This is a genomic window from Desulfovibrio piger ATCC 29098 (assembly GCF_000156375.1).
GTDB lineage: Bacteria > Desulfobacterota > Desulfovibrionia > Desulfovibrionales > Desulfovibrionaceae > Desulfovibrio > Desulfovibrio piger.
Genome location: NZ_DS996359.1, coordinates 257,570 through 280,096 on the forward strand (window position 1 = coordinate 257,570; position 22,527 = coordinate 280,096).

General features: G+C 63.4%; 27 protein-coding genes and 1 tRNA gene. 7 read left to right on the forward strand and 21 right to left on the reverse strand.

Annotated elements, in window-relative coordinates; genetic code table 11:
- From DESPIG_RS14095 to DESPIG_RS07825, 12 genes are all read right to left on the reverse strand, one after another.
- On the reverse strand, window positions 1-468 hold a 468-nt coding region (locus DESPIG_RS14095; protein WP_006007138.1), incomplete at its 3' end, for a hypothetical protein.
- A 407-nt stretch (window positions 469-875) separates the two neighbouring features.
- A complete protein-coding gene (locus DESPIG_RS07775) occupies window positions 876-1,076 on the reverse strand; it encodes a hypothetical protein (RefSeq protein WP_040369698.1) in 201 nt (66 codons plus the stop codon).
- Window positions 1,077-1,371: 295 nt separating this feature from the next.
- On the reverse strand, window positions 1,372-1,635 hold the full coding sequence (locus DESPIG_RS07780) for a hypothetical protein (protein WP_006007144.1): 264 nt from the start codon (window positions 1,633-1,635) through the stop codon (window positions 1,372-1,374).
- A 175-nt stretch (window positions 1,636-1,810) separates the two neighbouring features.
- Entirely contained in the window at window positions 1,811-2,047 is a 237-nt protein-coding gene (locus tag DESPIG_RS07785; protein WP_050760297.1) for a helix-turn-helix transcriptional regulator, read from the reverse strand.
- A 133-nt stretch (window positions 2,048-2,180) separates the two neighbouring features.
- Entirely contained in the window at window positions 2,181-2,750 is a 570-nt protein-coding gene (locus tag DESPIG_RS07790; RefSeq protein WP_147588999.1) for a coiled-coil domain-containing protein, read from the reverse strand.
- A 752-nt stretch (window positions 2,751-3,502) separates the two neighbouring features.
- The gene (locus tag DESPIG_RS07795) at window positions 3,503-3,817 is read right to left on the reverse strand and encodes a helix-turn-helix domain-containing protein (RefSeq protein ID WP_006007155.1); all 315 of its coding nucleotides are present in this window, start codon (window positions 3,815-3,817) and stop codon (window positions 3,503-3,505) included.
- Window positions 3,814-4,149, reverse strand: coding sequence for a type II toxin-antitoxin system RelE/ParE family toxin (locus tag DESPIG_RS14250; protein WP_006007157.1), 336 nt, complete (start codon window positions 4,147-4,149; stop codon window positions 3,814-3,816). Before DESPIG_RS14250 ends, DESPIG_RS07795 begins: the two co-directional genes overlap by 4 nt.
- A gap of 373 nt (window positions 4,150-4,522) precedes the next feature.
- Window positions 4,523-5,728, reverse strand: coding sequence for a tyrosine-type recombinase/integrase (locus DESPIG_RS07805; RefSeq protein ID WP_006007159.1), 1,206 nt, complete (start codon window positions 5,726-5,728; stop codon window positions 4,523-4,525).
- A 173-nt stretch (window positions 5,729-5,901) separates the two neighbouring features.
- Window positions 5,902-5,991, reverse strand: a tRNA-Ser gene (locus tag DESPIG_RS07810).
- 238 nt (window positions 5,992-6,229) lie between these two features.
- Entirely contained in the window at window positions 6,230-6,505 is a 276-nt protein-coding gene (locus DESPIG_RS07815; protein WP_006007160.1) for an HU family DNA-binding protein, read from the reverse strand.
- 190 nt (window positions 6,506-6,695) lie between these two features.
- Entirely contained in the window at window positions 6,696-7,526 is an 831-nt protein-coding gene (gene murI, locus DESPIG_RS07820) for a glutamate racemase (protein WP_006007162.1), read from the reverse strand.
- Window positions 7,527-7,791: 265 nt separating this feature from the next.
- Window positions 7,792-8,670 carry a sulfite exporter TauE/SafE family protein gene (locus DESPIG_RS07825; protein WP_006007166.1) on the reverse strand — a complete coding sequence of 293 codons (879 nt, stop codon included), beginning with the start codon at window positions 8,668-8,670 and terminating at the stop codon, window positions 7,792-7,794.
- Window positions 8,671-8,977: 307 nt separating this feature from the next.
- Between DESPIG_RS07825 and hisH the strand changes: the two genes are divergently transcribed.
- Genes hisH through larE form a run of 3 tightly spaced genes read left to right on the forward strand, consistent with a single transcriptional unit; the run spans window position 8,978 to window position 11,158 of the window.
- A complete protein-coding gene (gene hisH, locus DESPIG_RS07830) occupies window positions 8,978-9,616 on the forward strand; it encodes an imidazole glycerol phosphate synthase subunit HisH (protein WP_006007168.1) in 639 nt (212 codons plus the stop codon).
- The gene (gene hisF, locus DESPIG_RS07835; RefSeq protein ID WP_006007169.1) at window positions 9,609-10,388 is read left to right on the forward strand and encodes an imidazole glycerol phosphate synthase subunit HisF; all 780 of its coding nucleotides are present in this window, start codon (window positions 9,609-9,611) and stop codon (window positions 10,386-10,388) included. Before hisH ends, hisF begins: the two co-directional genes overlap by 8 nt.
- Window positions 10,382-11,158, forward strand: coding sequence for an ATP-dependent sacrificial sulfur transferase LarE (larE, locus tag DESPIG_RS07840; RefSeq protein ID WP_006007172.1), 777 nt, complete (start codon window positions 10,382-10,384; stop codon window positions 11,156-11,158). The genes hisF and larE overlap by 7 nt, the downstream gene beginning before the upstream one ends.
- A gap of 423 nt (window positions 11,159-11,581) precedes the next feature.
- Here larE and DESPIG_RS07845 read toward each other — a convergent pair whose 3' ends face one another.
- The 7 genes from DESPIG_RS07845 to DESPIG_RS07875 form a co-directional block, all read right to left on the reverse strand.
- Complete coding sequence (locus DESPIG_RS07845) at window positions 11,582-11,818, reverse strand: hypothetical protein (RefSeq protein ID WP_006007176.1); 237 nt, start codon at window positions 11,816-11,818, stop codon at window positions 11,582-11,584.
- Between the two features lie 14 nt (window positions 11,819-11,832).
- Window positions 11,833-12,879: an endolytic transglycosylase MltG gene (gene mltG / locus DESPIG_RS07850; protein WP_006007178.1), complete on the reverse strand. Its 1,047-nt coding sequence runs from the start codon at window positions 12,877-12,879 to the stop codon at window positions 11,833-11,835.
- Entirely contained in the window at window positions 12,876-13,313 is a 438-nt protein-coding gene (ruvX, locus tag DESPIG_RS07855) for a Holliday junction resolvase RuvX (protein ID WP_006007180.1), read from the reverse strand. The genes mltG and ruvX overlap by 4 nt, the downstream gene beginning before the upstream one ends.
- Window positions 13,314-13,318: 5 nt before the next feature.
- The gene (gene trpS / locus DESPIG_RS07860; protein ID WP_040369702.1) at window positions 13,319-14,311 is read right to left on the reverse strand and encodes a tryptophan--tRNA ligase; all 993 of its coding nucleotides are present in this window, start codon (window positions 14,309-14,311) and stop codon (window positions 13,319-13,321) included.
- A gap of 28 nt (window positions 14,312-14,339) precedes the next feature.
- Complete coding sequence (locus tag DESPIG_RS07865; RefSeq protein WP_006007184.1) at window positions 14,340-15,002, reverse strand: site-2 protease family protein; 663 nt, start codon at window positions 15,000-15,002, stop codon at window positions 14,340-14,342.
- 90 nt (window positions 15,003-15,092) lie between these two features.
- Entirely contained in the window at window positions 15,093-15,491 is a 399-nt protein-coding gene (locus tag DESPIG_RS07870) for an MmcQ/YjbR family DNA-binding protein (protein ID WP_006007186.1), read from the reverse strand.
- A 19-nt stretch (window positions 15,492-15,510) separates the two neighbouring features.
- Window positions 15,511-15,762, reverse strand: a complete 252-nt coding sequence (locus DESPIG_RS07875) for a ubiquitin family protein (protein ID WP_050760298.1) — start codon at window positions 15,760-15,762, stop codon at window positions 15,511-15,513.
- A gap of 403 nt (window positions 15,763-16,165) precedes the next feature.
- On the opposite strand from DESPIG_RS07875, the gene DESPIG_RS13315 reads away from it, so the two are divergent.
- From DESPIG_RS13315 to DESPIG_RS07890, 4 genes are read left to right on the forward strand one after another with little or no spacing between them, the layout of a single operon-like run.
- A complete protein-coding gene (locus DESPIG_RS13315; protein WP_081446856.1) occupies window positions 16,166-16,408 on the forward strand; it encodes a FeoA family protein in 243 nt (80 codons plus the stop codon).
- Window positions 16,409-16,419: 11 nt separating this feature from the next.
- Window positions 16,420-18,885: a ferrous iron transport protein B gene (gene feoB, locus DESPIG_RS07880; protein WP_006007194.1), complete on the forward strand. Its 2,466-nt coding sequence runs from the start codon at window positions 16,420-16,422 to the stop codon at window positions 18,883-18,885.
- Between the two features lie 33 nt (window positions 18,886-18,918).
- On the forward strand, window positions 18,919-19,236 hold the full coding sequence (locus DESPIG_RS07885) for a hypothetical protein (protein WP_006007196.1): 318 nt from the start codon (window positions 18,919-18,921) through the stop codon (window positions 19,234-19,236).
- A 36-nt stretch (window positions 19,237-19,272) separates the two neighbouring features.
- The gene (locus DESPIG_RS07890; RefSeq protein ID WP_006007198.1) at window positions 19,273-20,100 is read left to right on the forward strand and encodes a DUF4198 domain-containing protein; all 828 of its coding nucleotides are present in this window, start codon (window positions 19,273-19,275) and stop codon (window positions 20,098-20,100) included.
- Between the two features lie 423 nt (window positions 20,101-20,523).
- On the opposite strand, the gene DESPIG_RS07895 is transcribed toward DESPIG_RS07890, so the two are convergent.
- Window positions 20,524-21,849, reverse strand: coding sequence for a DUF4857 domain-containing protein (locus DESPIG_RS07895; RefSeq protein ID WP_006007200.1), 1,326 nt, complete (start codon window positions 21,847-21,849; stop codon window positions 20,524-20,526).
- Window positions 21,846-22,526 carry a hypothetical protein gene (locus DESPIG_RS07900; RefSeq protein ID WP_006007202.1) on the reverse strand — a complete coding sequence of 227 codons (681 nt, stop codon included), beginning with the start codon at window positions 22,524-22,526 and terminating at the stop codon, window positions 21,846-21,848. Before DESPIG_RS07900 ends, DESPIG_RS07895 begins: the two co-directional genes overlap by 4 nt.
- Window position 22,527: the final 1 nt, after the last annotated feature.

A 22,527-nucleotide genomic window follows, 5' to 3' on the forward strand; every position in this document is an offset into this window, starting at 1 on the left:
CCCCCGGTCGCTGGTCGCCACTAGCTCGCGATCCAGGGCGGCAAGTTCACCGTCCAGCATATCTACCAGCAGGCCGTCCGCATTGCCCGGCAGGGACAGACGGTCACGGAGCAGGGGCAGCAGTTCACCGGCCACGGCCCGCACACCACGCAGGGCGTCCCGGTACTCATGAAGGGCATGGGCCGCCGCTTTCAGGTCATCCAGGGCGGCTTGTGCGTGGCGCTCCAGCTTGCCCCGCTCATCCGGCAAGGACTGTTGAGCGCACCAGTTCAACACATGCCGAAAACTGAATCCGGGCAGATCATGCAGGGATTCCTCTCCCCAGTCCGCCAGCAGGTCTTGCAGCAGCGCCTCATAGCGGGCCGCCGGTTCTTGTCCGCAAGGATTCTCCGCAGCGGCGACGTGAAGGGCAGCATTGATGGCGGCAATCTGGGATTCAGTCAGCAGAACGACATCAGCGTTACGCATGGCGCACCTCCCCGGCAGGAATGAGGTTGCAGGGAAGGGCCGCGACGGTGTGCCGCAGGGCGGCGGGGATGAAAGGAATCATGGGGGCCTCGTGAGATTGGGGATGATGGAAAACAAAAAAGGCAGGGCGTAACGCTCCCCGGCTCTCACATAGCCGCCGGTCCTCACGGATACCGGACGTTACAACCCTGCCAATATGCGAAAGCAGCCCGCCGGGCATACGTCCGGCAGGAGCTCCAACAGCAAAAGCAGTCTGTGTGACACGACTTCTTCCGGCATTGGGGATGCTGGAAAGGCGCGTGTGACGCCTTGTGAGATTTGGGGCCACCAGAAGGCCACAGAGGCCCGCAAAAGTCAAGGGGCGGCCACCGGCAAGGGGGCGGCTCATTTCATGCCGGAGAAGGGAACTACGCAGCATGGCGCACCTCCTCCACGGTCAGGACGTTGCCGAGCATGGCCCAGCGCACACGGGCCGACGTGGACAGCGACGTGCCCAGCAGGGCCACAAGGGCGGCAGTTTCACCGGCACGGGCCAGCTTGCGAAGAAGGAAGGACAGGGACGCACGGCCACCGCAGGACGCGGGGCGGAAAAGGGGGATGGAATGCATGGGGGCCTCGCAAAGTTTGGGGAAAACAAAAAAGGCAGGGTATAACGCTCCCCGGCCTTTGCGAAGCCGCCAGTCCTCACGGATACTGGACGTTACAACCCTGCCAATATGTGCAAGCAGCCCGCCGGGCATACGTCCGGCAGGAGCATTGACAGCAAAAGCAGTCTGCGCGGCAAGACTTCTTCCGGCATTGGGGATGCTGGAAAGGCGCTTGCTACGCCTCGCAAAGTTTGGGAACTCAACCATGCCCAAAGCCAGGGCGCGCGTCAAGGGCCGCAAAGATCCAGCGGTATTGCTACGCAGCATGGCAGCCCTCCTTCACCTTGAAGCCGGGGCAGAGGACAGGCCAGCCGCGACCGTCCGGCAGGTAATGGGAACGGCATCCCACAAGGCCGATGATGGCGGCCCGGAAGGACGGCACGATGCCATGCCTACAGACACGGCAGAGCCAGCTTTGACGGGGGGCCGGTGCAGGATCGGCCCAGGTCTCTTCCCACTTGCCGGGCGCGAACAGGTCACACCACCCGGCGGCGGTACGGAGCTTTTCGCCGGTCATCATGCAGAGCTTGCGATCATGGCCGGAGGCCAGGGCCACAATACGGAAAAACTGGCAGCAGGAGCAGCATTCGGATTGCGAGGAGCGGGGCGGTGTGGCAGAATAAGGGCAAGCAAGATCCCTCACCTTGCCGCCTTTTTTACCTGCCCCCACCGCCGCCAAGCTGGGGGCTTTTTTATTACGCATTGACAGCCCCCTCACCGGCATTGAGACGGTCGATCAGGGCGCGCACATCTTCCACACGATAGCCGCGGGCACGCTTGCCCAGGGCCACGGGCTGGGGGAAATCCCCGGAGCGTACGCCGTTGTACCAGGCTGTCTTGCAGACGGGCACGAGCTTCAGCACATCGGCCAGGCGCAGAAACCCGGTTTCCGGCAGGACAGGGGCGGAAGGCTTTTGGACAGTAGCGGGCATGAAAAAACCTCCTTGCAGGTTGATGAATTTGCAAGGAGGTTAGCGCACCGTGCGGTGTGGTAAGCAAGCGGGGTAAGGCGTGGTATTTTCGTCTGTGAGGTATGGTATTTTGCCCGGCAAGGTGGGGTAAGGCCTACCACGGCAAGGTCTTGGTGCTGCCGTTGAACAGATCCTTGCCGTACTGCTGCCAGTCTTTGATATCCCCTTGAGGATGCATCAGGCCGCCGATCATTGCCCAGGAGGCCCCGCGCTCTTTCAAACAGGCCGCCGTCTCTTGGGGGGTCTTGCCCTCCTTCCGGCTCTGTTCCACCACGGCAATCAGGCCGTACCACTCCAAACACTGGCCTTCACCCTGCCGGACCTTCTCCAGTTCCGCCTTGGTATTCTCTAGCTCCGCTTGCAAGACGGCATTCTCTTGCCGGGCCTGCTCAAGTTCCGCTTTCAGAGCGGCAAGCTGACCTTCCAGATCGGCAATACGGTCTTCCGTGGTCTCAACGGCTACAGGGCAATTCCCCTGGTGGCAAATCTTGATATGCGTTTCAATTGCATAGGCCGGCAGCCCAACGTCTTTGATGAGCTTTCTTTCAAAATCTTTGCAGCGGATGAGGTAAGCGCCTGTCTCTTTGGTGAATGGGCGCTTGTATATTATTTTACAGTCTGTATTTGGCGGAATTCTTAAACTCCACTCATCAGTTTTTGACATGCATTCCCATAGCATGAGTATGGGAAGTCCATAAAATTCTTCCAGCTCGACAGCCGAGAAGAAATATTTGTCGGGGGAAACCCTCCGTATTTTCTGATTCGTTCTATAGCTTTTCGGGATTCTTCAGGGGATAGCTGCATATCGTCTCCCTTGCTGCTCTCTTGTTGGTTAACCGGCAGGGTGGCAAAGGCAGGATTGTCCACGCCTAGCCGGGGAAAAGTCCAATCGTTCCAGCTACGGCCCATCACCGCAGCGGCCTGCCGTAGCCCCCACATTTGGGTTCTACGAAGATGCCAGCAGCTTACGGGCGGCGCGCCCAATTTGGGCCGACCGAATCCGACGCCCTCAGATTTGAGGCGGCCGAAGATTCCAGGGGGTTACATTTAACGCGCTGAATTTTCAGCTGGTTGTCCTCAAGGCTGCTGCGCTGATATTTCAGCTCAGGGCCATAATCGGACTATGCCCCCACAATGCCGGAGCATCCCGCAAGCAATGCCCGGAGCATAGCCAACGCCCCCAGATCTGGTTTGGTTGGCGCTCAGCCCAAAGTTGGGCGCAGTGCCCAGGGGGCTGCATATTGCGCAGATCCTTTGCCGGGCAATAGAAGGGGGTGCATCGGATGCACACCCCTGGCAGCAACTCAGGCCACCTTTTCCGGCAAGGAGAGGGGCAGGCCGTCCTTGCATCCCGCCGCTTCCCATCCAAGACAGGCCAGCCACACATGCCGAGGGATGGGCTTCCGGGCCGTGCGGTCATGCCTCACACAGCGCCCGCCGCACCACGTCCGGGGCGACCTCGATAACACGCAGATAGGCCCGTGCCGCCGGATCGGGCTGCCGTCTGCCCTGTTCCCAGTTGCGCAGGGTATAGAGGGACAGACCAAAGGCAGCGGCAAAGACGGCTTGAGAAAGGCCAAGCTTTTGCCGGATGGCCTTCACGTCCACCCGTTCGGGAGCACTGGCCGGGGGAAAGTCATGTACGCCGTATTGCGCCCTGTCTGCCGTCCCGTCCATGTAGCCTACAGCTTCAGTCAGACCGGCAATGATTTCTTGTCCTATCGTGCTCATGGCTTTTGTCTCCCATATGCTGCAAGCAGCGCCGTCAGTCGGCGCATATCATTCTTTTCGGCTTGCGTCAGATTCGCTTTTTCGTTCTTCCCGTATATCAGCAGGGCAAACAGGGGAATGCGCTCGGAATGAAAGTAGTAGATCACCCTGTAGCCGCCGCTCTTGCCTTCTCCTTCTCTTGCCCATCGCAGCTTGCGAACGCCGCCCGTGCCTTCCATGACCTTTCCACTGTCGGGATGTTCGGCCAGGTAGGCCACCAAATCGGCCCGCTCCGCTTCGGAGAGAATCCCCTTGGCCCTGCGCAAAAAGGCGGGGGTTTCAATAACGGTCATAGGTGGTGTGTTCATGGTTCTATTGTAAGTCATTGGCTTATAAGGTCAAGAGGCAATTCACCGGCAAGGGTAGGGGCTTGAGGTCCCAATTGGGGGCAATCGCTTACACCTTTACACCTTCCTTCGTGTTACGGAACACGTTCGTGTTACCGTTCGTGTTACCTGTAAAGCCTTGTGGCTGTAGGGCCGTAACACGAGTAACACGAGTAACACGTCAAAAGCGGGCTAGGTAGGGGAAGCATTCCGGCAGGGGCAGGGGCTTGTAACCGCTGTAACCAATGCATTCGGAAAGTGGTTACGCCACAAATCCTTGTGGCTGTAGGCTGTAACCGGTGTAACCATTGTAACCGCGTTTTTCGGCATGGTGAGGGGCTCATTCTTCGTTATCCCCTTCACCGTCCCGCAAGCTGTCCAGATAGTCGGCCCACTCCTGCATCATGCGGCGGCGCTCTTCCACATACTGGGCGCGGTTGTAGGCATCCCGCACGCTGTTCCTTTCGGCATGGGCAAGCTGTGCCTCGATCACGTCAGGGCGGTAGCCCATTTCATTCAGCCGGGTAGAGGCCATGCTGCGGAAGCCGTGGACGGTCATTTCATCCCTGCCGTAGCCAAGGCGGCGCAGGGCGTTGAGCAGGCCAACATCAGATATGCAGCGCGTGACGGAAGCCGTGCCGGGAAAGACAAGCTCCCTGTTGCCGGTGATGGCGTGTAGGGCGCGGAACATCCCCACCACTTGCCGGGCAAGCGGGACAAGGTGGGGCCGCCGCATCTTCATGCGTTCGGCAGGTATCAGCCATTCCGCCCTGTCCAGGTCGATTTCCGCCCAGGTGGCCCGCCGCAGCTCGCTGGAGCGGACAAAGACATACGGCATGATCTTCAGGGCGAAGGAGACGGACACGTCCCCCGGATAGTCATCTATGGCCCGGAGCAGGGCGCCTATCTCCCGCGGTTCGGTGATGGCGGCATGGAGGCGCACCGGCTTTGTGGTCAGGGCTTCGGTCAGATGGCTTGCCGGATCGGCGACGATCATCCCGGCAAGGCGTGCGTAGCGCGTCACCTGTCCGCATATCTGGGCAAGGCGGCGGGCTGTCTCCAGGTGGCCTTGCCGCTCCACCTTGCCCAGCACAGCCAGGAAGTCAGGCGCGCCAAGCTCGGCAATGGGCCTGCTGCCAAGATCAGGAAAGGCCAGGGTCTCCAGCCGCCGGATAATCTGCCGGGCATGGTTGGGCGTCCAGCCCGCCAGCTTCTTCTTGTGCCATTCCCGCGCCACCACTTCAAAGGTACGGCTCCTGGCGATGGCTTCCGCCTTGGCGGCCTTGCGTGCGGCGCACGGGTCCACGCCACGGGCGATCATTTCCTTTGCCGTGACAGCCCTGGCCCGCGCCTCCTTGAGGGAAACGGCAGGATAGGTGCCGATGGCAAAAAGACGTTCCTTCCCCTCAAAGCGGTACTTGAGGCGCCAGAGCTTGCCGCCGCCTGGATTGACCAGCACATACAGCCCGCCGCTGTCCGCCATCTTGTAGGGCTTTTCCTTGGGCTTCGCCGTCCTGATGGCGGTATCCGTCAGCTTCTTGGGCATTGGGGGTACTCCTGACTTCAAGGGGGTATGTTTTTTTCAGATACCCCCGAAAGTACCCCCTCTTTTTGCGGCTGTCTATGAACTTTGGCGGACTTCAACGGACATCAAAAACGAAGAAAGTCCGCTCAGCTCAAGGCTTTGCGGACTTCTACGAACTTTGACGAACTATAGTTTGGCGGAGGGGGAGGGATTTGAACCCCCGGAAGGCGTGAACCTTCAGCGGTTTTCAAGACCGCCGCAATCAACCACTCTGCCACCCCTCCGTGCGGAGCAGACCGCGCCGTCACCTGCAGCCACCCTGCGGGCGGCGATCATGGCCGGGGACGGTGTTTCGTCTGCGGGCTGCCGGGCCGCGGCACAGGGCCTGCCCGTCAGAACAGCCAGAAGCATATAGCATTTTGGGCCCCGGAGCGTAAAGGGAAAGCTGCCGACGGGCCCGCCGGACCATAAAAAAAGCGGCGCCCCCAGAAGAGGACGCCGCCGGATCCGCTGAGCGAAATACTACTTGATGGCGTCCTTCAGACCCTTGCCGGGGGTGAACTTGGCAACCTTGCTGGCAGGGATGGTGATCTCCTTGCCGGTGCGGGGATTGCGACCCTTGCGGGCGGCGCGCTCAACCACCTTGAAGCTGCCGAAACCGGTGAAGGTCACGGATTCGCCGGAAGCAAGGGCTTCGCGCAGCGCAGCCACGACGGCGTCGAGGGCTTCTTCGGCCTTGGCTTTGGTGGGCAGGCCGGCCTTGGCATGGATCTTTTCAACAAGCTCAGCTTTGGTCATAGTTATACTCCAAAAAAAGAGTTTCGGGTTTCAATCTGTAGGCCAGACAGGGCATCCATACGTTATGGGCTTGGCCCGTGTCAATGGAAAATGCCCATATATCAAAGTTTTCCGGGCATCAGCACCTTTGGGGGGACGCGCTTCGCATCCCCTGCGGGCGGAGCGCCCGCCATGATGCATCCGCGGGTGGTCAGGAAAGATCCACCAGGCTGACTTCGGCGCTCTTGAGCGGGTGCCCCAGGAAAAGGCTGCCGGTACGGATGAAGCGCAGCACGTTGTCCGTGGTCATGAAGCGGTGGGTACCGGGGGCGTCTTCCCGGCGCAGCAGGTCCAGCTCGCGCAGGCGGTCCTCCACGGCCACGGCGGCCGTCTCGGCCGAATCCACGATGCGCACGTCCTCGCCCACCACATGGCGCAGGGCCTCCCGGAACAGGGGGAAGTGCGTGCAGCCCAGCACCAGGGTATCGGGCCTGTCGGGACGCTCCGGGGAGAACAGGTCGCCCAGATAGCGGCTGGCGATGCCCTCGACGATGGGGCCGTCCATCCAGCCTTCCTCGGCCAGGGGCACGAAAAGGGTGCAGGCCCTGCCCTGGACGCGGGCCTCGGGGCACAGGGAGGCGATGGCCTGCTGGTAGGCGCCGCCGGCGATGGTGGCCTCGGTGGCGATGACCACGATGCGCTTGTTGCGGCTGGCGGCCACGGCGGCCTCGGCACCGGGGCGCACGACCCCGAGGACGGGCAGGGGCGCGAAGTGTTCGCGCAGTTCCGGCAGGGCGGCGGAAGTGGCGGTGTTGCAGGCCACCACCAGCATCTTGACGCCCTCGTCCACCAGACGGCCCGCAGCCTTGAGCGTGTAGCGGATGATGGTGTCACGGCTTTTGGTGCCGTAGGGCAGGCGGGCCGTATCACCAAGATAGAGCAGGTTCTCGCCGGGCAGGCGGCCGGAGATGGCTTTGAGCACGGTCAGGCCGCCCATGCCGGAATCAAAGATGCCGATGGGCAGGGAAGCAGAGGGGTTCATGACGTTCCTTCGATGGGGGACGGCCCCGGTGGGGCCTCCCCGGGCTGGCACGTTGTGGGGACGGAAGGGCGCAAGGCGCCCCTGCCTGCCGGTAGGACGGGACGTGCCGCTTCCGGATGCGGCGGCATCCGATCAGGGGCATCATGTCCCGACTGCGGAAGGATGGCTTTTTTCACGCGGCAGGGCAAGGGAAAACGGGTGCCGGAGGCTTGGAGGCCGTCCTTCCCCTGTCCCTTCAGGTTCCCGGGCCGGGCGTCGCGGGCCGCTAGAGGCCCTGCCACAGATAGCGCAGGGACGTGAAGAGCAGGATCAGGGCCAGTCCCCACTTGATGCGACGCGCGGGCACGAAGCGCTGGCAGCGCGCCCCCAGATAGCTGCCCATGAGCCCGCCCAGGCCCAGCAGCAGGCCCAGCAGGGGATCGGCGCCGATGCCGTCCAGCGAGGAGAACAGGCCCAGGAAGCCATAGCCCAGCACCCCGGCCAGCGAGGCCAGGAAGGTGCCCAGCAGCAGGGCCCCGGCGATGGCGTGGACGGGCAGGCCGAAGATACTGACCAGGAAGGGGGAAAGGATGGCGCCGCCGCCGATGCCGTAGATGCCGCCTGCCAGACCGATGCCCAGGCTGAGGGCCGCCAGGCGCGGGCAGCTGACGGAATACCGTGCCTCACCGAACGTGAAGACCAGACGGGAACGGTCCCAGCGCTCCACATGGGTCCGGGCCATGCCGCCGCCCTTGCGGGCGGGCGCGGCGGGTCTGCGCAGGTCGCGGAACATGCGCCAGAAGATCCAGAGCAGCAGCAGACCGGCAAAGACCTTGAAACGGCTCTCGTCCGGCAGCCAGTAGACGCGGATCAGCGAACCCAGCACGATGCCGGGCAGGGTGCCCACGGCCACGGTCAGGGCCAGCGGCCAGAGCAGGCGCCCCTCGCGGGCGTAGCGCATGATGCCTCCGGGACAGGCCAGCACGTTGAAAAGATGGTTGGTGGCGCTGACGCCGGGGCTGGTGTAGCCCAGGAAGCTCATCTGGAAGGGGAGGAGCAGGAAGGCTCCCGACAGGCCACCCATGGACGTGACGAACGAGATGCCCATGGCCGCCAGGACGGGTACCAGGGGGTGACACTCGATACCGGAAACGGGGAAGTACATGGACCACCTCCACAGGTTGTGCGACGGGGTAAAGGCAGAGTAAACTGATATGGATATTTTTGTCACGTTTTATTTGTTTTCTAACATATAGAAAATAAAGAAATAAAATAAACGTGATTTTTAGGAGTATTTAAATCACTATTTTATACATAATAGTGATTGAATGGGGCATGCGGTGGCTCTCCGGCCCCGCAGGGCCGGGCCTGCGGCCCGGTCACGCAGCGTGGTCCCCGGGGTGCATTGCCTGTGACGGACGAAACGCGTATATTTCAGGCTTTCCCATCACCGTGCAGCAAAGGATTTCTTCATGCTCGCCATCCTCGAATACAAGGCAGGCAACCAGACCAGCGTGCGTCGCGCGCTGGAACATTTGGGCATCCCCTGCCGCATCACTGCCGATCCTGCGGAACTGGAGCAGGCCCAGGGCATCATCTTTCCCGGTGTGGGCGCCGCCGGGCAGGCCATGGAGGCCCTGACCTCCGCCGGTCTGGACAGCGTGCTGCGCCGTGCCGTGGCCGAAGGCCAGCCCCTGCTGGGCATCTGCCTGGGCTGCCAGATCCTGCTGGAACACAGCGAAGAGAACGACGTGCGCACCCTGGGCATCGTGCCCGGCCGCTGCGTGCGTTTCCCCGATCATATGAAGGAAGAGGACGGCAGCCCCGCCCCTGTGCCACACATGGGCTGGAACAGCCTCGATGTGGTGCGCCCGGGCCGGCTGCTGCACGGCATCGAACCCGGTGCTGAATTCTATTTCGTCCACAGCTACTATGTGGAGCCCGCTCCCGAACTGGTCATGGCCACCACGGTCTACGGGAAGGAGTTCTGCTCGGTCTACGGCCGCGACGGCCTGTGGGCCGTGCAGTGCCATCTGGAAAAGAGCGGCCGCCCCGGCCTGACCGTGCTGCGCAATTTCTACGATTACTGCGACGAGGTGCGCCATGCTTAGCAAACGAGTCATCCCCTGCCTGGACGTGCGCGCCGGCCGCCTGACCAAGGGCATCAAATTCCAGGGCAACGTGGACATCGGCGACCCCGTGGAGAGCGCCCGCCGCTACTATGAGGAAGGCGCGGACGAGATCGTCTTTTACGACATCACGGCCTCGGCCGAGGAACGTGGCATCTTCCTGGACGTGGTGGAGCGCGTGGCCTCGCAGATCTTCATCCCCTTCAGCGTGGGCGGCGGCATCTCGTCCGTGGCCGACATGCGCGCCGTGCTCAATGCCGGGGCCGAAAAGGTCTCCATCAACTCCGCGGCCGTGCGCAATCCCGACCTGGTGGCCGACGGCGCGGCGGCCTTCGGCTCGCAGGCCATCGTGGTGGGCATGGACGTGCTGCGCGTGCCCGTGAGCGAGAGCATCCCCTCCGGCTACGAGATCGTCATCCAGGGCGGCCGCCGTCGCATGGGCATCGACGCCATCGAATGGGCGCGCCAATGCCAGGAGCTGGGTGCGGGCGAGCTCTGCGTCAACTCCATCGACGCCGACGGCACCCGTGACGGCTACGAGCTGACCCTGACCCGGGCCATCGTGGACGCCGTGTCCATCCCGGTCATCGCTTCCGGCGGCGCGGGCGCGCCCGAGCATATGTACGATGCCGTGAGCAAGGGCGGCGCCTCGGCGGCGCTCATCGCTTCCATCGTACACTACGGGCAGTACACCATCCGCCAGTGCAAGGAAGTCATGGCCGAAAAGGGCGCCAAGGTCCGCCTGATGTGGTAGCTCCCGAAGCCCGCTGGCAGGCCCTGCTGCCCGTGCTGCGGCCCTGGCCTCTGGCCGTGGCCTTTTCCGGCGGGCTGGACAGCCGTTTCCTCTGTTTTTCCCTGCGGCGTGCGGGCTGCGACGTGCTGGCCCTGCACGCCACGGGGCCGCATGTGCCGCAGGCCGAGAGTGCGGCGGCGCGGCGCTGGGCCCGGGCGCAGGGGCTGCCCCTGCTGGAAGTGCGGCACGATCCCCTATCCCTTCCCGAAGTGGCGGTGAACAGCCGGGAGCGCTGTTATGCCTGCAAGCGGGCCCTCATGCGCCGTCTGCGTGAGGCACTGGCCGCCGTGGGCAGCTGCCGCATCCTTTGTGACGGCAGCAACGCCGACGATCTGACTGCCTTCCGGCCCGGACAGCGGGCCGTGCGCGAGGCGGGCGTGCTCTCGCCCCTGGCGCTGGCCGGGCTCCGCAAACAGGAGCTGCGCGATCTGGGCGCGTCCTGGGGCCTGGACGATCCGCAGCAGGCCGCCCGGCCCTGTCTGCTGACCCGTCTGGCCTACGGCATGCATCCCGAACCGGCCTTGCTGGCCCGTCTGGCCGCTACTGAGGCCGATCTGGCGGCCTTGTCCGGGCTGGGGGATTTTCGCCTGCGCCTGACGCCGGAGCCCGTCCTGCAGGCGGCCGTGCTGCCTGACGGCCTGCGCCCGCAGGTGATGCGGGTGCTGGATGCCCATGGCTTTGGCGGGGCCGGGATGGTGGAAGGGGCGGTCAGCGGCTTTTTTGACCGCTGAGATGATGTTTTTGGGAGGGGCTCCCCATTCCTGCTGCCGATGCCCGCAGCTTTCTGCATCGTGCAACGGGTACGGCCTTTTGGTCCCGGTCGCTGCCGGTACACGAAGGCCTTCCCCGGCGCCCTGATAAAGGGGGGGAGGATATTTTCTTCGGAAAAAATAAAACGCGCCCGCGAGACAAATTCTCGCAGGCGCGTTTGTTTTTGACGGGGATATGCCCTCCAATGCGCTGGAGGGATGTCCTGTCATGAAAGCGCGCTGGGGAAGGGGGAGTTTGAGGGGGGAACCCCTCTCGCGCTAGCAGCGACCGGATGGCGGCCCGCAGGGCCGTGCCCGTTGCGACGCAGGAAGCTACGGGCATCGACAGCAGAGATGAGGGGTTCCCCCCTCAAAGATTCCTCCCCGTCCTTCGCAGATATGGCCTTACCGAACGCGCAGTGCCTCGGTGATGATGGCCGCGTCTTCCTCCGGCCGGGCTTTGACATTGAGTTCGGCGTTGCCGCCGTGGCAGACGAAGCCCTCGGGGCCGTGTTCCACCACACCGGCGGAGATGACCTGCCCGTAGGGGAGCTGGTCGCGCATGTCGGCGTGGTCCACGCGGCGGGGAAAGATGAAGGGCACGGGCTGGCCGGAAAAATCTTCCATGATCAAATACTTCATGACCTGCCTTCCTGTTATTGCTGGCGCTGGGCGCGACGGTTCTTGAGGTACTGGCGCACGGCGCGGTTATGATCGTCAAGGTTGGTGGAAAAAGCGTGGCGGCCGCCATCGGTGATGGCCACGAAATAGAGGTACTTGTGCTCTTCGGGCGTGATGGCCGCGGCCAGGGCGCTGGCGCCGAACGAGCAGATGGGGCCGGGCGGCAGACCGGGACGCTGGTAGGTGTTGTAGATGTTGTTGGCGTCGTCCAGATGGCGGCGGCGCAGGTTGCCGTCAAAGTTGGGCCCCAGCCCGTAGATGACCGTGGGGTCGGCCTGGAGCGCCATGTTGATGCGCAGGCGGTTGGCATAGACGCCGGCCACGCGCGGTCGCTCGTCGGCAAAGGCGGTCTCCTTCTCCACCACGGAGGCCAGGATCACCAGACGGCGCAGCTCGTCACGGGACGGCCGTTTGCCGTCGGGCCAGAGGGCGTCGCCCTTGCGCCAGAAGTTGTCCACCATGCGGCCGGCCACGGCACGGGCCTGGGCCTTGTCGGGCACGTCGGCCTTTTTGAGCAGATAGGTGTCCGGCATGAGGAAGCCCTCGGCCGAATCGAAGGGGATGCCGTAGTGACGCAAAAAGGCCGGGTCCGTGATGACGGCCCGGAAATCCTCGAAGCGCACCAGCCCGGCGTCTTCCAGCACCTTGGCGGTCTGCCACCAGGTCAGGCCCTCGGGCACGGTGACACGGAACAGCACCGGCTGGCCGTTGACCAGGGTATCCAGCACCTGTTCCGGCAGCCAGCCCGTATTGAGGGCAAAGCGTCCGGCCTGCAGGCGGCTGTCCCATTTTTTGTAGCGGGCCAGCAGCAGGAACTTGCGCGCATCGGTGATGAGCCCGCGCTCTTCCAGTTTGTCGGCCACACGGCGCACGCTGGCGCCGGGCTCCACGTCGAAAAAGGCCTCCTGCCCCGGTGTGGCCGGGGGCGTCTTGAGGAAGGTCCAGGCCTCGTATCCGACCCAGCCGGCAGCGGCCGCCGCCAGCAGGACAAGGACAGCCACGATGCGCAGTGCGGTCTTCATGCCGGTCTCCGCTGGTCAGGGCTGAGGGAAAGGAAGGACTCCAGGATGCGCACGGCGGCCTGCTGGTCCAGCACGGCCTTGCAGCGGCGGCCCGTGCGGCCCACCTCGCGCAGTTCGCGCTCGGCGGCCTCGGAGCTGAGCAGCTCGGACATGAAGTAGAAGGGCAGGGGCACGCGGCGCTTGAGGCGCTCGGTGACGTTGCGCACCTGCCGGGTGGTCATGCTCTCGGTGCCGTCGGTGAGCAGGGGCAGGCCCATGACCACGGCATCGGGGCGCTCCTCGAGGATCCGCCCGGCCAGCGCCGCCAGGAACTCCTTGCGGTTGGCGTAGTCGGCCAGGCGGATGGTGGTCAGCGGATAGGCCATGATGCCTTCCGGGTCGGTGGCGGCCAGGCCCGTGCGGGCCAGGCCGTAATCAATACCTACCCATTTCAAGGCGTTTACAGCCCCATCTTGGCGCGCACTTCGGCCAGCGTGGCGGAGGCGAAGGCACGGGCGCGTTCGTTGCCGGCGGCCAGGATCTCGGCCACGGCACCGGGACGGGCCGACAGGGCGGCGCGGCGTTCCTGCAGGGGAGCCAGGAAGGCTTCCAGGTTTTTCAGGAAGCGCTTCTTGCATTCCACACAGCCGAAGCTGGCGCCGGTACAGCCGGTGCGGATCTCGGCCTGCTCTTCGGGGCTGGCCAGCAGCACATGGTAGGGGAAGAGGTTGCAGACGTCCGGGTTGCCGGGATCGCTCTTGCGCAGGCGGGCCGGGTCGGTGAACATGCCGCGCACCTTGGGCTCGATGTCGGCCATGGTGTCACGCAGGAAGATGCCGTTGTTGTAGCTCTTGGACATCTTGCGGCCGTCCAGGCCGGGGCACTTGGCAGCGGGGGTGAGCATGGCCTGCGGCTCGGGGAAGAAGTTGCCGCCGTAAAGGTAGTTGAAGCGGCGGGCGATCTCGCGGGTCAGCTCCATGTGGGGCAGCTGGTCTTCACCCACGGGCACGCCGTGGGGGCGGTACATGAGGATGTCCGCGGCCATGAGCACGGGGTAGCAGAGGAAGCCCGCGTTGCCCAGGTCCTTGTTGGTGATCTGCTGCTGCTGTTCCTTGTAGGTGGGGTTGCGTTCCAGCCAGGAGACAGGGGTGATCATGGAGAGCAGCAGGCTCAGCTCGGCGTGTTCCTTGACCGCGCTCTGGCGGAAGATGACGCACTTTTCGGGATCCAGCCCGGCGGCCACCCAGTCCTTGACCATCTCTTCCACGTTGGTGGCGATGTTGGAGGGGTCGGCATAATCGCTGGTCAGGGCGTGCCAGTCGGCCACGAAGAAGTAGGCTTCCTCGGTGTGCTGGAGTCCCACCCAGTTCTTGAGGACGCCGAAGTAGTGACCCAGATGGAGCGGCCCGGTGGGACGCATGCCCGAAACCGTACGCGGACGAACAGTGCTCATTTCAAGATTCCTTTAGAAGTTCCGTTACTTACTTGATACCGACAAGCGAAAGCAGCAGATCGCTGCCCCCGCCGATGAGAGGCCCGAGGATGTGCCCCAACAGGCCCGTGGCCAGCAGGAGCACCAGGATGATGAAGCCGTAGCGCCCGGCGCTCATATAGGCCCAGGCGGCGCGCGGCGGCAGGAAATAGGCCACGATCTTGCTGCCGTCCAGCGGCGGGATGGGCAGCAGGTTGATCCAGGCAAGGCAGAGGTTGATGTTCACCCCGGCCACCAGCATGAGCAGGAAATAGCGCGTGGTGTCCGAGATGTCGGGGCTGGGCAGCATGGCCACCACGGCGCCCAGGGCAAGGGCAAAGCCGATGGCCAGCAGGAAGTTGGTCACGGGCCCGGCCAGGGCCACCCACATCATGTCGCGGGCGGGGTCGCGCAGGTTGCGCACGTTGACCGGCACCGGCTTGGCCCAGCCGAAGATGAAGCCCGTGCCCAGGCTGGTGAGCAGGAACACGGCCGCGCCCAGGGCGTCGAAATGCGAGACGGGATTGAGGGTCAGGCGGCCCATGAAGCGGGCGGTCTGGTCGCCCCTGCGGGAGGCCATCCAGCCGTGGGCCACTTCATGCATGATGATGCCGAGCAGGGTGGGGATCAGGTAGACAGCGAAGCGCTGTGCGTTGAATGCAAAATCGAACATCTGCCGCAAGTACCATGCAACGGGTCAAATGTCGATATGAGGGGCGGGAAGGGCAGGGCTTCCCCGGCCCGGCCCCGTCCCCGAAAGTCATCACGCGAGGGGCATCCGGCCACGGAGGGGGCCGGTACGCCCGCCGCCGGTCAGGGCGTGGCTCTCGTCGATGAGCGCGAACAGCTCTCCGGGGGTGATGCCCCCGTCCAGAAGGATGGAGACCCAGTGCCTTTTATCCATATGATAGGCGGGCAGGATGCCCGGCGTGCCGCTGATGAGCAGATCCAGGACGCCATCGGACTTCAGGTTGATGATCTCCACCGGTCCGTCCCCGTCCAGGCCCAGCCTGTTCCCGGGCACGTCCATGATCAGGCCGTACCACTTCCGTCCCTGCCGGTGCCGCAGGACCGCGTAGTGCGGATACCGGGTCCAGGGGTATTCCGGTTCCGTACCGAACTTTTCCCTGACGTAGGCGAAGATGTCTCCACGCGCGGGCATGACCGGCCTCCGCGGGGATTTAGCCCACGCTGGCGACTTTGCGGACCAGCAGTTCGTCGTTGGGCCAGATCTGGCGGTCGGGGGTGAGCAGTTCGCCGTCGCGGGCCACCAGGGCGCATTCTTCGGCCAGCCCCAGGGCCGTCAGCAGCTGGCGGGAGGTCTTGGGGCGGGGGATGGAGAGCCAGTGGTCCTCGGGCTGGAGGCGTACGGTGACGCGCGCGCCGGTGTGTTCGGGTTTGACGCAGTGGATGTGGCGGGGAGTCTCGCTCATGGCTAGTTCCTTCGGGGCCTGTTGCCGGGACCTCGCGGCCGCACCGGCAAAGCCCGTTCTGCAGTGACGTCCCGGGCGGCGGGGCGGCCCTCCCGGGATGGATCTCCGGGAAAGACGCGGGGCCGGGGACAGGAAAGCTCAGCATACATACGTTGTTCTGTCCGTCTTGTCCATGTGCCGGGCATGCGCTGGGCGTCAGGGATCCTGCAAGGCAGCGGATCTTTTTGCAGTTTTCGAGGAATCAGGAATCAGCCTTGCGGACAGTGGAATAAAAAAATAAATAAATACACTATGTTATAATCAAATCATAAATTTTTCTCTCGTGGCCATATTGACATTGAATTTCATTTTCATCATATACTTGAGTTGTGCGGGGCCTACCTGCCGCTGAGGAGGATCTTGTATGACTCTTGACGACGTCCACTCCATGTCCCGGTGCACGGTAAAACGGGTCACGGCAAAAGGTATGCTGGGGCAACGTCTCAGTGACATGGGATTTTGTCCGGGTATCTGCTTTCTGTTTGTAAGGCGTGCACCACTCCAGGATCCTATCCACGTGCAGATCGGATCCTATCATGTGGCACTTCGCAGGGGTGAGGCCAGGCATATAGAGCTGGATTCCTGCTCTCCGTGCCCGGCAAGGTAAGGAGCCAAGTCATGGAACAGATCCTTACCGTTCTGGCCGGGCAGCCCAATTGCGGCAAATCGACCATCTTCAACATGCTCACCGGCGCCCGCCAGTATGTGGCCAATTACCCCGGTGTGACCGTCGAGAAAAAGGCGGGAAGTTTCGTGTGCGGCGACACTCGCGTCGAGCTGGTGGACCTGCCCGGGACGTACAGCCTGGCTTCCTGGTCGCCGGAGGAGATGGCCGCCCGGCAGTTCATCGTGGAAGAGGATCCGGCACAGATCGTGGCGGTGCTCGATGCCTCGACGCTGGAAAAAAGCCTGTATCTTTGCCTGCAGCTTCTGGAGATGCGTCGGCCCACCCTGGCCGTGCTGAACATGATGGACGTGGCGGCGAAGCGGGGGATACGGGTGGATGCCGATGCCCTTTCCCGGGCGCTGGGCATCCCGGTCATCCGGGCCCAGGCCAGCAAGGGGATCGGGAAGCAGGAATTGTACAGCGCCATCACCGCGCGTCACGGCCGTTCCGGCAGCGCGGAGATCGTCGATTACGGCGAGCTGGAAACGGATATCCGGGAAATCACACGCCTGCTGCCCCGGCAAGGGGTCAAGGGCTATCCTTCCCGCTGGTTTGCCATCAAGCTGCTGGAGCAGGACAGCCTTGCCGAGGGGCTGCTCGCTTCCGTGGATACGGAAGATGGCCGCATCGCCGCCCTGATCCGCCAATGCCGCGAGTCCTGGGCGACGCGGCACGGTGAGGATATGGTCAGGAGCATCGCCCATGCCCGTTTCGCCCAGGCGCGGGACATCGCGGCACGCTGCTCGGAACGCCTGGAGTTCGTCACCTCGGTGACGGAAAAGGTGGATGCCGTCCTCTGCCACCGTTTCTGGGGCCCGCTCATCCTGCTGGGGATACTGTTCGTTTTTTACCAGGCCTCCGTCACGCTGGGCAATTATCTGGCCGCCCAGGTCTGGCCGGTCTGGGGCAAGCTGGAGGTCTGGGCCGCCGCCGTCCTGCCGCAGCAGGGCTTTCTGGAAGATCCCGTCCTGACGGCGCTGGGGTTGTGGATCGTCAAAAGCATCACGGCAGTGCTGAACTACCTGCCCATCTTCGTCATCATGTTCGCCCTGGTGGCCATCCTTGAGGATTCCGGCTACATGGCGCGCATCGCCTTCATCCTCGACAGGATCTTCCACCGTTTCGGCCTGCACGGCCAGTCCACGCTGCCCCTGATCCTCGGCGGTGTCTATGTGGGCGGTTGCGCCATCCCCGGCGTCATCGCCACGCGTGCCATCCCCGATGAGCGGGCCAGGATGGCCACCATCCTCATCGTGCCCATGATGAACTGTCTGGCCAAAGTCCCGCTGTATCTGCTGCTGGTGGGGGCCTTTTTCAGCAGCCACGCGGGCTGGGCCATGTTCTTCATCGGGACGGTGACGCTGCTCATGGGCCTCATCGTGGCCAAGATCCTTTCCCTGACCCTGCTGCGCGGGCACAACCCCGCCCCGTTCATCATCGAGCTGCCCATCTACCACATGCCGTCGGTCTACGGGGTCATCCGCCAGACCGTGGACCGCATCTGGATGTTCCTGCGCAAGATCGGTTCCGTTGTGGTGGCCGTGGCCGTCATCATCTTCGCCCTCATCAATTTTCCCGATCTGCCGGCCGAACGGCTCGCCCATTATGAGGGGCAGCAGAAGGCCCTTGAGCAGGCCTTCCTGGCAGCGGTGGACAAGACCTCGTTCAAGGGGCGTCTTGAGGCCGCGGACATCGTACCGCTCCTGCTCTATCAGGAGGATCTTCGCGAGCGGAAACGCGGTCTGACGCAGGCCGAGGCCAATGCCGTCAACCAGGCCGCCCTGGAAGAGAACCCCGTCTATGCCGCCGTGGCCCTGCGCCAGGGCAAGGACGGCAAGCTGCTGGCCGGGGAATTGCGCAAGATCGACGGCAAACGCAAGACCCTGCGGCGCGAGATCCGCCAGGAACGTTTCGAGGACAGCTTCCTGGGACGTGCCGGCAAGGCGCTGGAAAGCGTCACTGCCGGAGCTGGCTTCACCTGGCGCATCAACGTGGCCCTGCTTTCCGCCCTGGCTGCCAAGGAGAACAGTGCCGCGACGCTGGGCGCCATCTATGGCCTGGACGGGATGAGCATCGGCGAAGGCATGGCCTCGGTGAGCGGTTTCACGCCCCTGCATGCCCTGGCGCTCATGCTGTTCATGGCTCTTTACCCGCCGTGCGTGCCTGCGGCCATCATGGTGAAGACACAGACGCTGTCCACGCGCTGGATGCTCTTTTCCATCCTTTTCCAGATGACCGTCGGCCTTATGGTGGCCACCCTGGTGTTCACAGGCGGATCCTGGCTCGGCCTGAGCGGCTTTGAAGCCATGTGGGCCTACTACGGTTTCTGCCTTGTCCTGCTGTTGCTCCTGGCACTGGTACCGGCTGGGGAGGAACAGCAAAAGCCCGGCCCCGTTGCCGGCCCCGCCCGTCCATAACCCCAAACCCTGTTTGTGCATGAGGAGGAATCTATGTTCAGGTTGTTTGCTTCCCTGGCCCTGGCCGCCGCGGTGGCCCTGCCCGGCGCGGCTTTTGCCCACAGCGCCATTTTCGACTGCTTCGACAATGGTGACGGGACCGTTTCGTGCCAGGGGGGATATTCTGACGGCTCGTCCGCTTCGGGCGTGAGCATCAAGATCAAGGACGCCAAGGGCGACGTGCTGCGGGAGCTCAAGCTGGACAGCAACAGCGAGGTCTCCTTCCCGAAGCCCGAAGGGGACTACAAGGTCATGTTCGATGGCGGTGAAGGCCATTCCATCGAGCTCGACGGCAAGAAGATCGTGCAGTAGCCCGGATCGTCCCACAGAAACATAAGCGAGGTTGCTATGAAAAAAATGTCCTTTGCCGCGCTGGGCCTTGCCGGCGCCCTGCTGCTTGCCGCCCCCGCCCAGGCCCATTTCATGATGGCCTATACGCCGCAGACCGCTCTGGAAAAAGCCGCCGATCTGGATTTCCGCATCGTCTTCACCCACCCTGCCGAAGCCGGCCACATGATGGACATGGGGGGCGTGAAGGAATTCTATGCCCTGCACCAGCGCGGTGACGGTGAGGCCAAAAAGATCGACTTCAAACCCCTGTTGAAGGAGATCACCTGGAAGAACCCGGACTCCAGCGCCCCGGCCTTCTCCGCCCTGGTGCCGCGCAAGGAGCTGCGCAGCATGGGTGACTACATGTTCGTCATGGTGCCCGGCTACTATTATGAGAAGGAAGAAGACGTCTACATGCAGCAGATCACCAAGCTGCTGGTGAACGTGGGCGGCATCCCCGGCAACTGGAACACGCCGGCGGGCCTGCCGTGCGAGATCGTGCCCCTGGCCAAGCCTTACGGCCTGTGGACGGGCAATGTCTTCCAGGGCCAGGTGCTTTCCAACGGCAAGCCCGTGGCCGGTGCCGAGGTGGAAGTGGAATACATGAGCCATGAGCCGAACCTCAAGAAGAACGGCCTGTCGGCCAAGTCTTCCGTCAAGTATCCCAATGGCGTCATGGTGACGCAGGCCATCATGACGGATGCCAACGGCGTCTTCACCTTCGGCATCCCCAAGGCCGGCTGGTGGGGCTTCGCGGCCCTCGGTGTCGGTCCCGACAAGAAGCACGACGGCAAGGAACTGTCCCAGGATGCTGTGATCTGGGTACAGGCCGTCGACATGAAGTAGCTCATCCGAGCACAGCACTCATTCGCAAGGGGTACGGGTGGTCCGTGCCCCGACTGCAAACCTTCCTTCAGAAAAGGCCGGAGCAGGGACCCCGCTCCGGCCTTTTTGCCGTCGTGGCGGAAGATTGCAGTGGTGGGAAAACGTACTCGGCGGACGGATGCCCCGGATGCGCGCAAGGGCGTTCGCGCCGTCTTATGGCCGTGGTTCCGTCCGGCAGTCCCGGCCGCATCCGACGAAGGCGGTGTCCGTCTGCCTCTCCGGTACCGTTCGGACAGGCTCCCGGGGCGGCAGAGCGCCCGGCAGTTCGGCAAGCGGAGATAGAAGGTGCCGCCTTTACGCTTCCACGGGGCGTTACGGCCGGCAAAAGAAAGGCGGGACAGCCAGGCTGTCCCGCCTTTCAGGAACAGGGGGCCCCTGCCGGCATCAGCTCCGTTCGTCAAGGAGCAGCAGAGGGATCAGGCTGAAGATGCCGCCCCCCAGGACCATGCCGACCTCAAGCCAGCGGCTGCCCGTGAGTTCATGCCGCCGTGCGAGACGCAGGCCATGGAGCAGGGCCAGTACCAGGCAGAACGGCAGGGCAAGGGAAGCCCAGCGGGGAGAGAGCGTGATCTCGGGCGAGAAGGACTCCCGGTCTTCATGGGTGAACGTCAGGCGGAAGGGGAAGATGGTGTCGGCAAGGTGATGCTGCCAGACGCGTTGGGCACGGGACATGTGGTGCGAAAAGGTCCGTAACGGGAGAAGCGGCGTGTCCGTCAGTGCCTGCGGCAGCCTGTAGACAGCGGCATGCAGGTGTGTCGCGTCCGATACGACGGCCGTGAGGTAGAGGGGATCGAAGATGAGCTTGCAATCCATGCTGTCAGGCTCGTAATGCGGTATGGACAGCGGCAGCAATGCCGGCGGCAGTCCGGCTCCGCGCTCCTTCATGAGCCAGACGGTCTTCTCATCATCCAGCATCAGTCCCAGCCAGCGACGTTCCCGGCTTTCGGATACCAGAACGTGGCGGGGCGTGACGCCGGACGGTAATGGCACGGCCGTCACTCGCGGCTGGTCATGGTATCGCAGCAGGTGGAAGAGCGCCCCTGTCCCGTCCACCAGAAAGACGCCCCCCTCATATGGCTTGAAGGTGGTGAAGTTCCCCCCTACATGTCGGGCGGGAAAACGGAATCCCGCCGCGAGCAGAGCGTCGGTAAAACGCCTGCTCAGGCCCTGGTCCGGTGTGTTGCTGTCGGCGTTGAGGAACTGCATCCCTGTTGCCGTCAGGCGGAAGCGGTCGTCCGGGTAGACCAGCGCCACCTGTCCAGGATCGGCTTCCAGCAGGGGCAGATATTCCCGTGCAGGCCCCTTGCCGTCAAGCTGGCGTGCGGGCAGTTCCAGGACCCGTCGTGAGCGCTCGATATCCTCACGTTGCAGGATCCTGCCTTCAAGGCGGACGGGGAGCAGCCCGCGGGCCTCCATATTGCGGAAATAGATGAAGGGCAGGGCCGCCTCGAATTCCAGCCGGTCATGGTAACCGCCGTCTTCGTCCTTGTAGACGATATCGGCATGGTGCCCGTCGGATTTTTGGGCGGCTTTTTCGTCCTCGCCGTGGACCTGTTCCGTATAAATGAATTTTTTCAGCACGGGACTGAAGAAGGCATGTGTTTTGTCCAGCGATTTGAGCAGGGCCATGTCATAGAGCTGTGGCAGGCCCCAGGACAGGATAAGAACGGACATTAGGGTAAGGCAGAGCAGGGCTGCGGCACGCATCATTCGATTCTCCTGTGCCGGTAGTTCAGGGCGGGCAGCAGCAGGCCCGTGGCCAGGACAGGCAGGCCTGCTGCGAAGAAGGGCAGGCTGGGGGCGAAGGCTCCGGGAGCTGCCCGGGCAAGCAGGAGGGGGCAGATGCCCGCCGCCAGCATCACGCCGAGGAGCCGGGCCTTGCGTTGGGGTTCCAGAAGGCAGAAGGCAAGGCACAGATAGGCATACAGGCCCGCGAGGAACCAGGGGGCAGTCGTCAGCAGGGCCAGGCGGGCCGCCTCAGGAGGGAACGCACTATGGCAGAGGAGGACGAGAACGAGGGCATCGAGGCCATAGAGCAGCGTCAGAAAAAGGAGCCCGAACAGCAGATGGGCCAGTATCAGGGGAGCCATGCCGCAGGGAAGATGCAGGGAGATGCGGAATCGCTCGTCACGCATTTCCGGCAGGAACTGGAAGCAGCAGAAGACAAGGGCGCTGCACAGGGGAAGGTAGGCCAGAGGCGCGTAGGGGATCTGACCCAGGTCCAGCACCCTGTACCAGACGATTTCGGGATGGTCCTGCAGGAAAAGACGGCGGATGGCCAGCCAAAGCCAGGTCATGAAGGCCAGATTTCCCGCGCACAGCAGGGCCATGCCCGCGCGGGTCTTGAGAAATTCCTTGAAAAAGATGCTTCGCAGCAAAAGTATCATC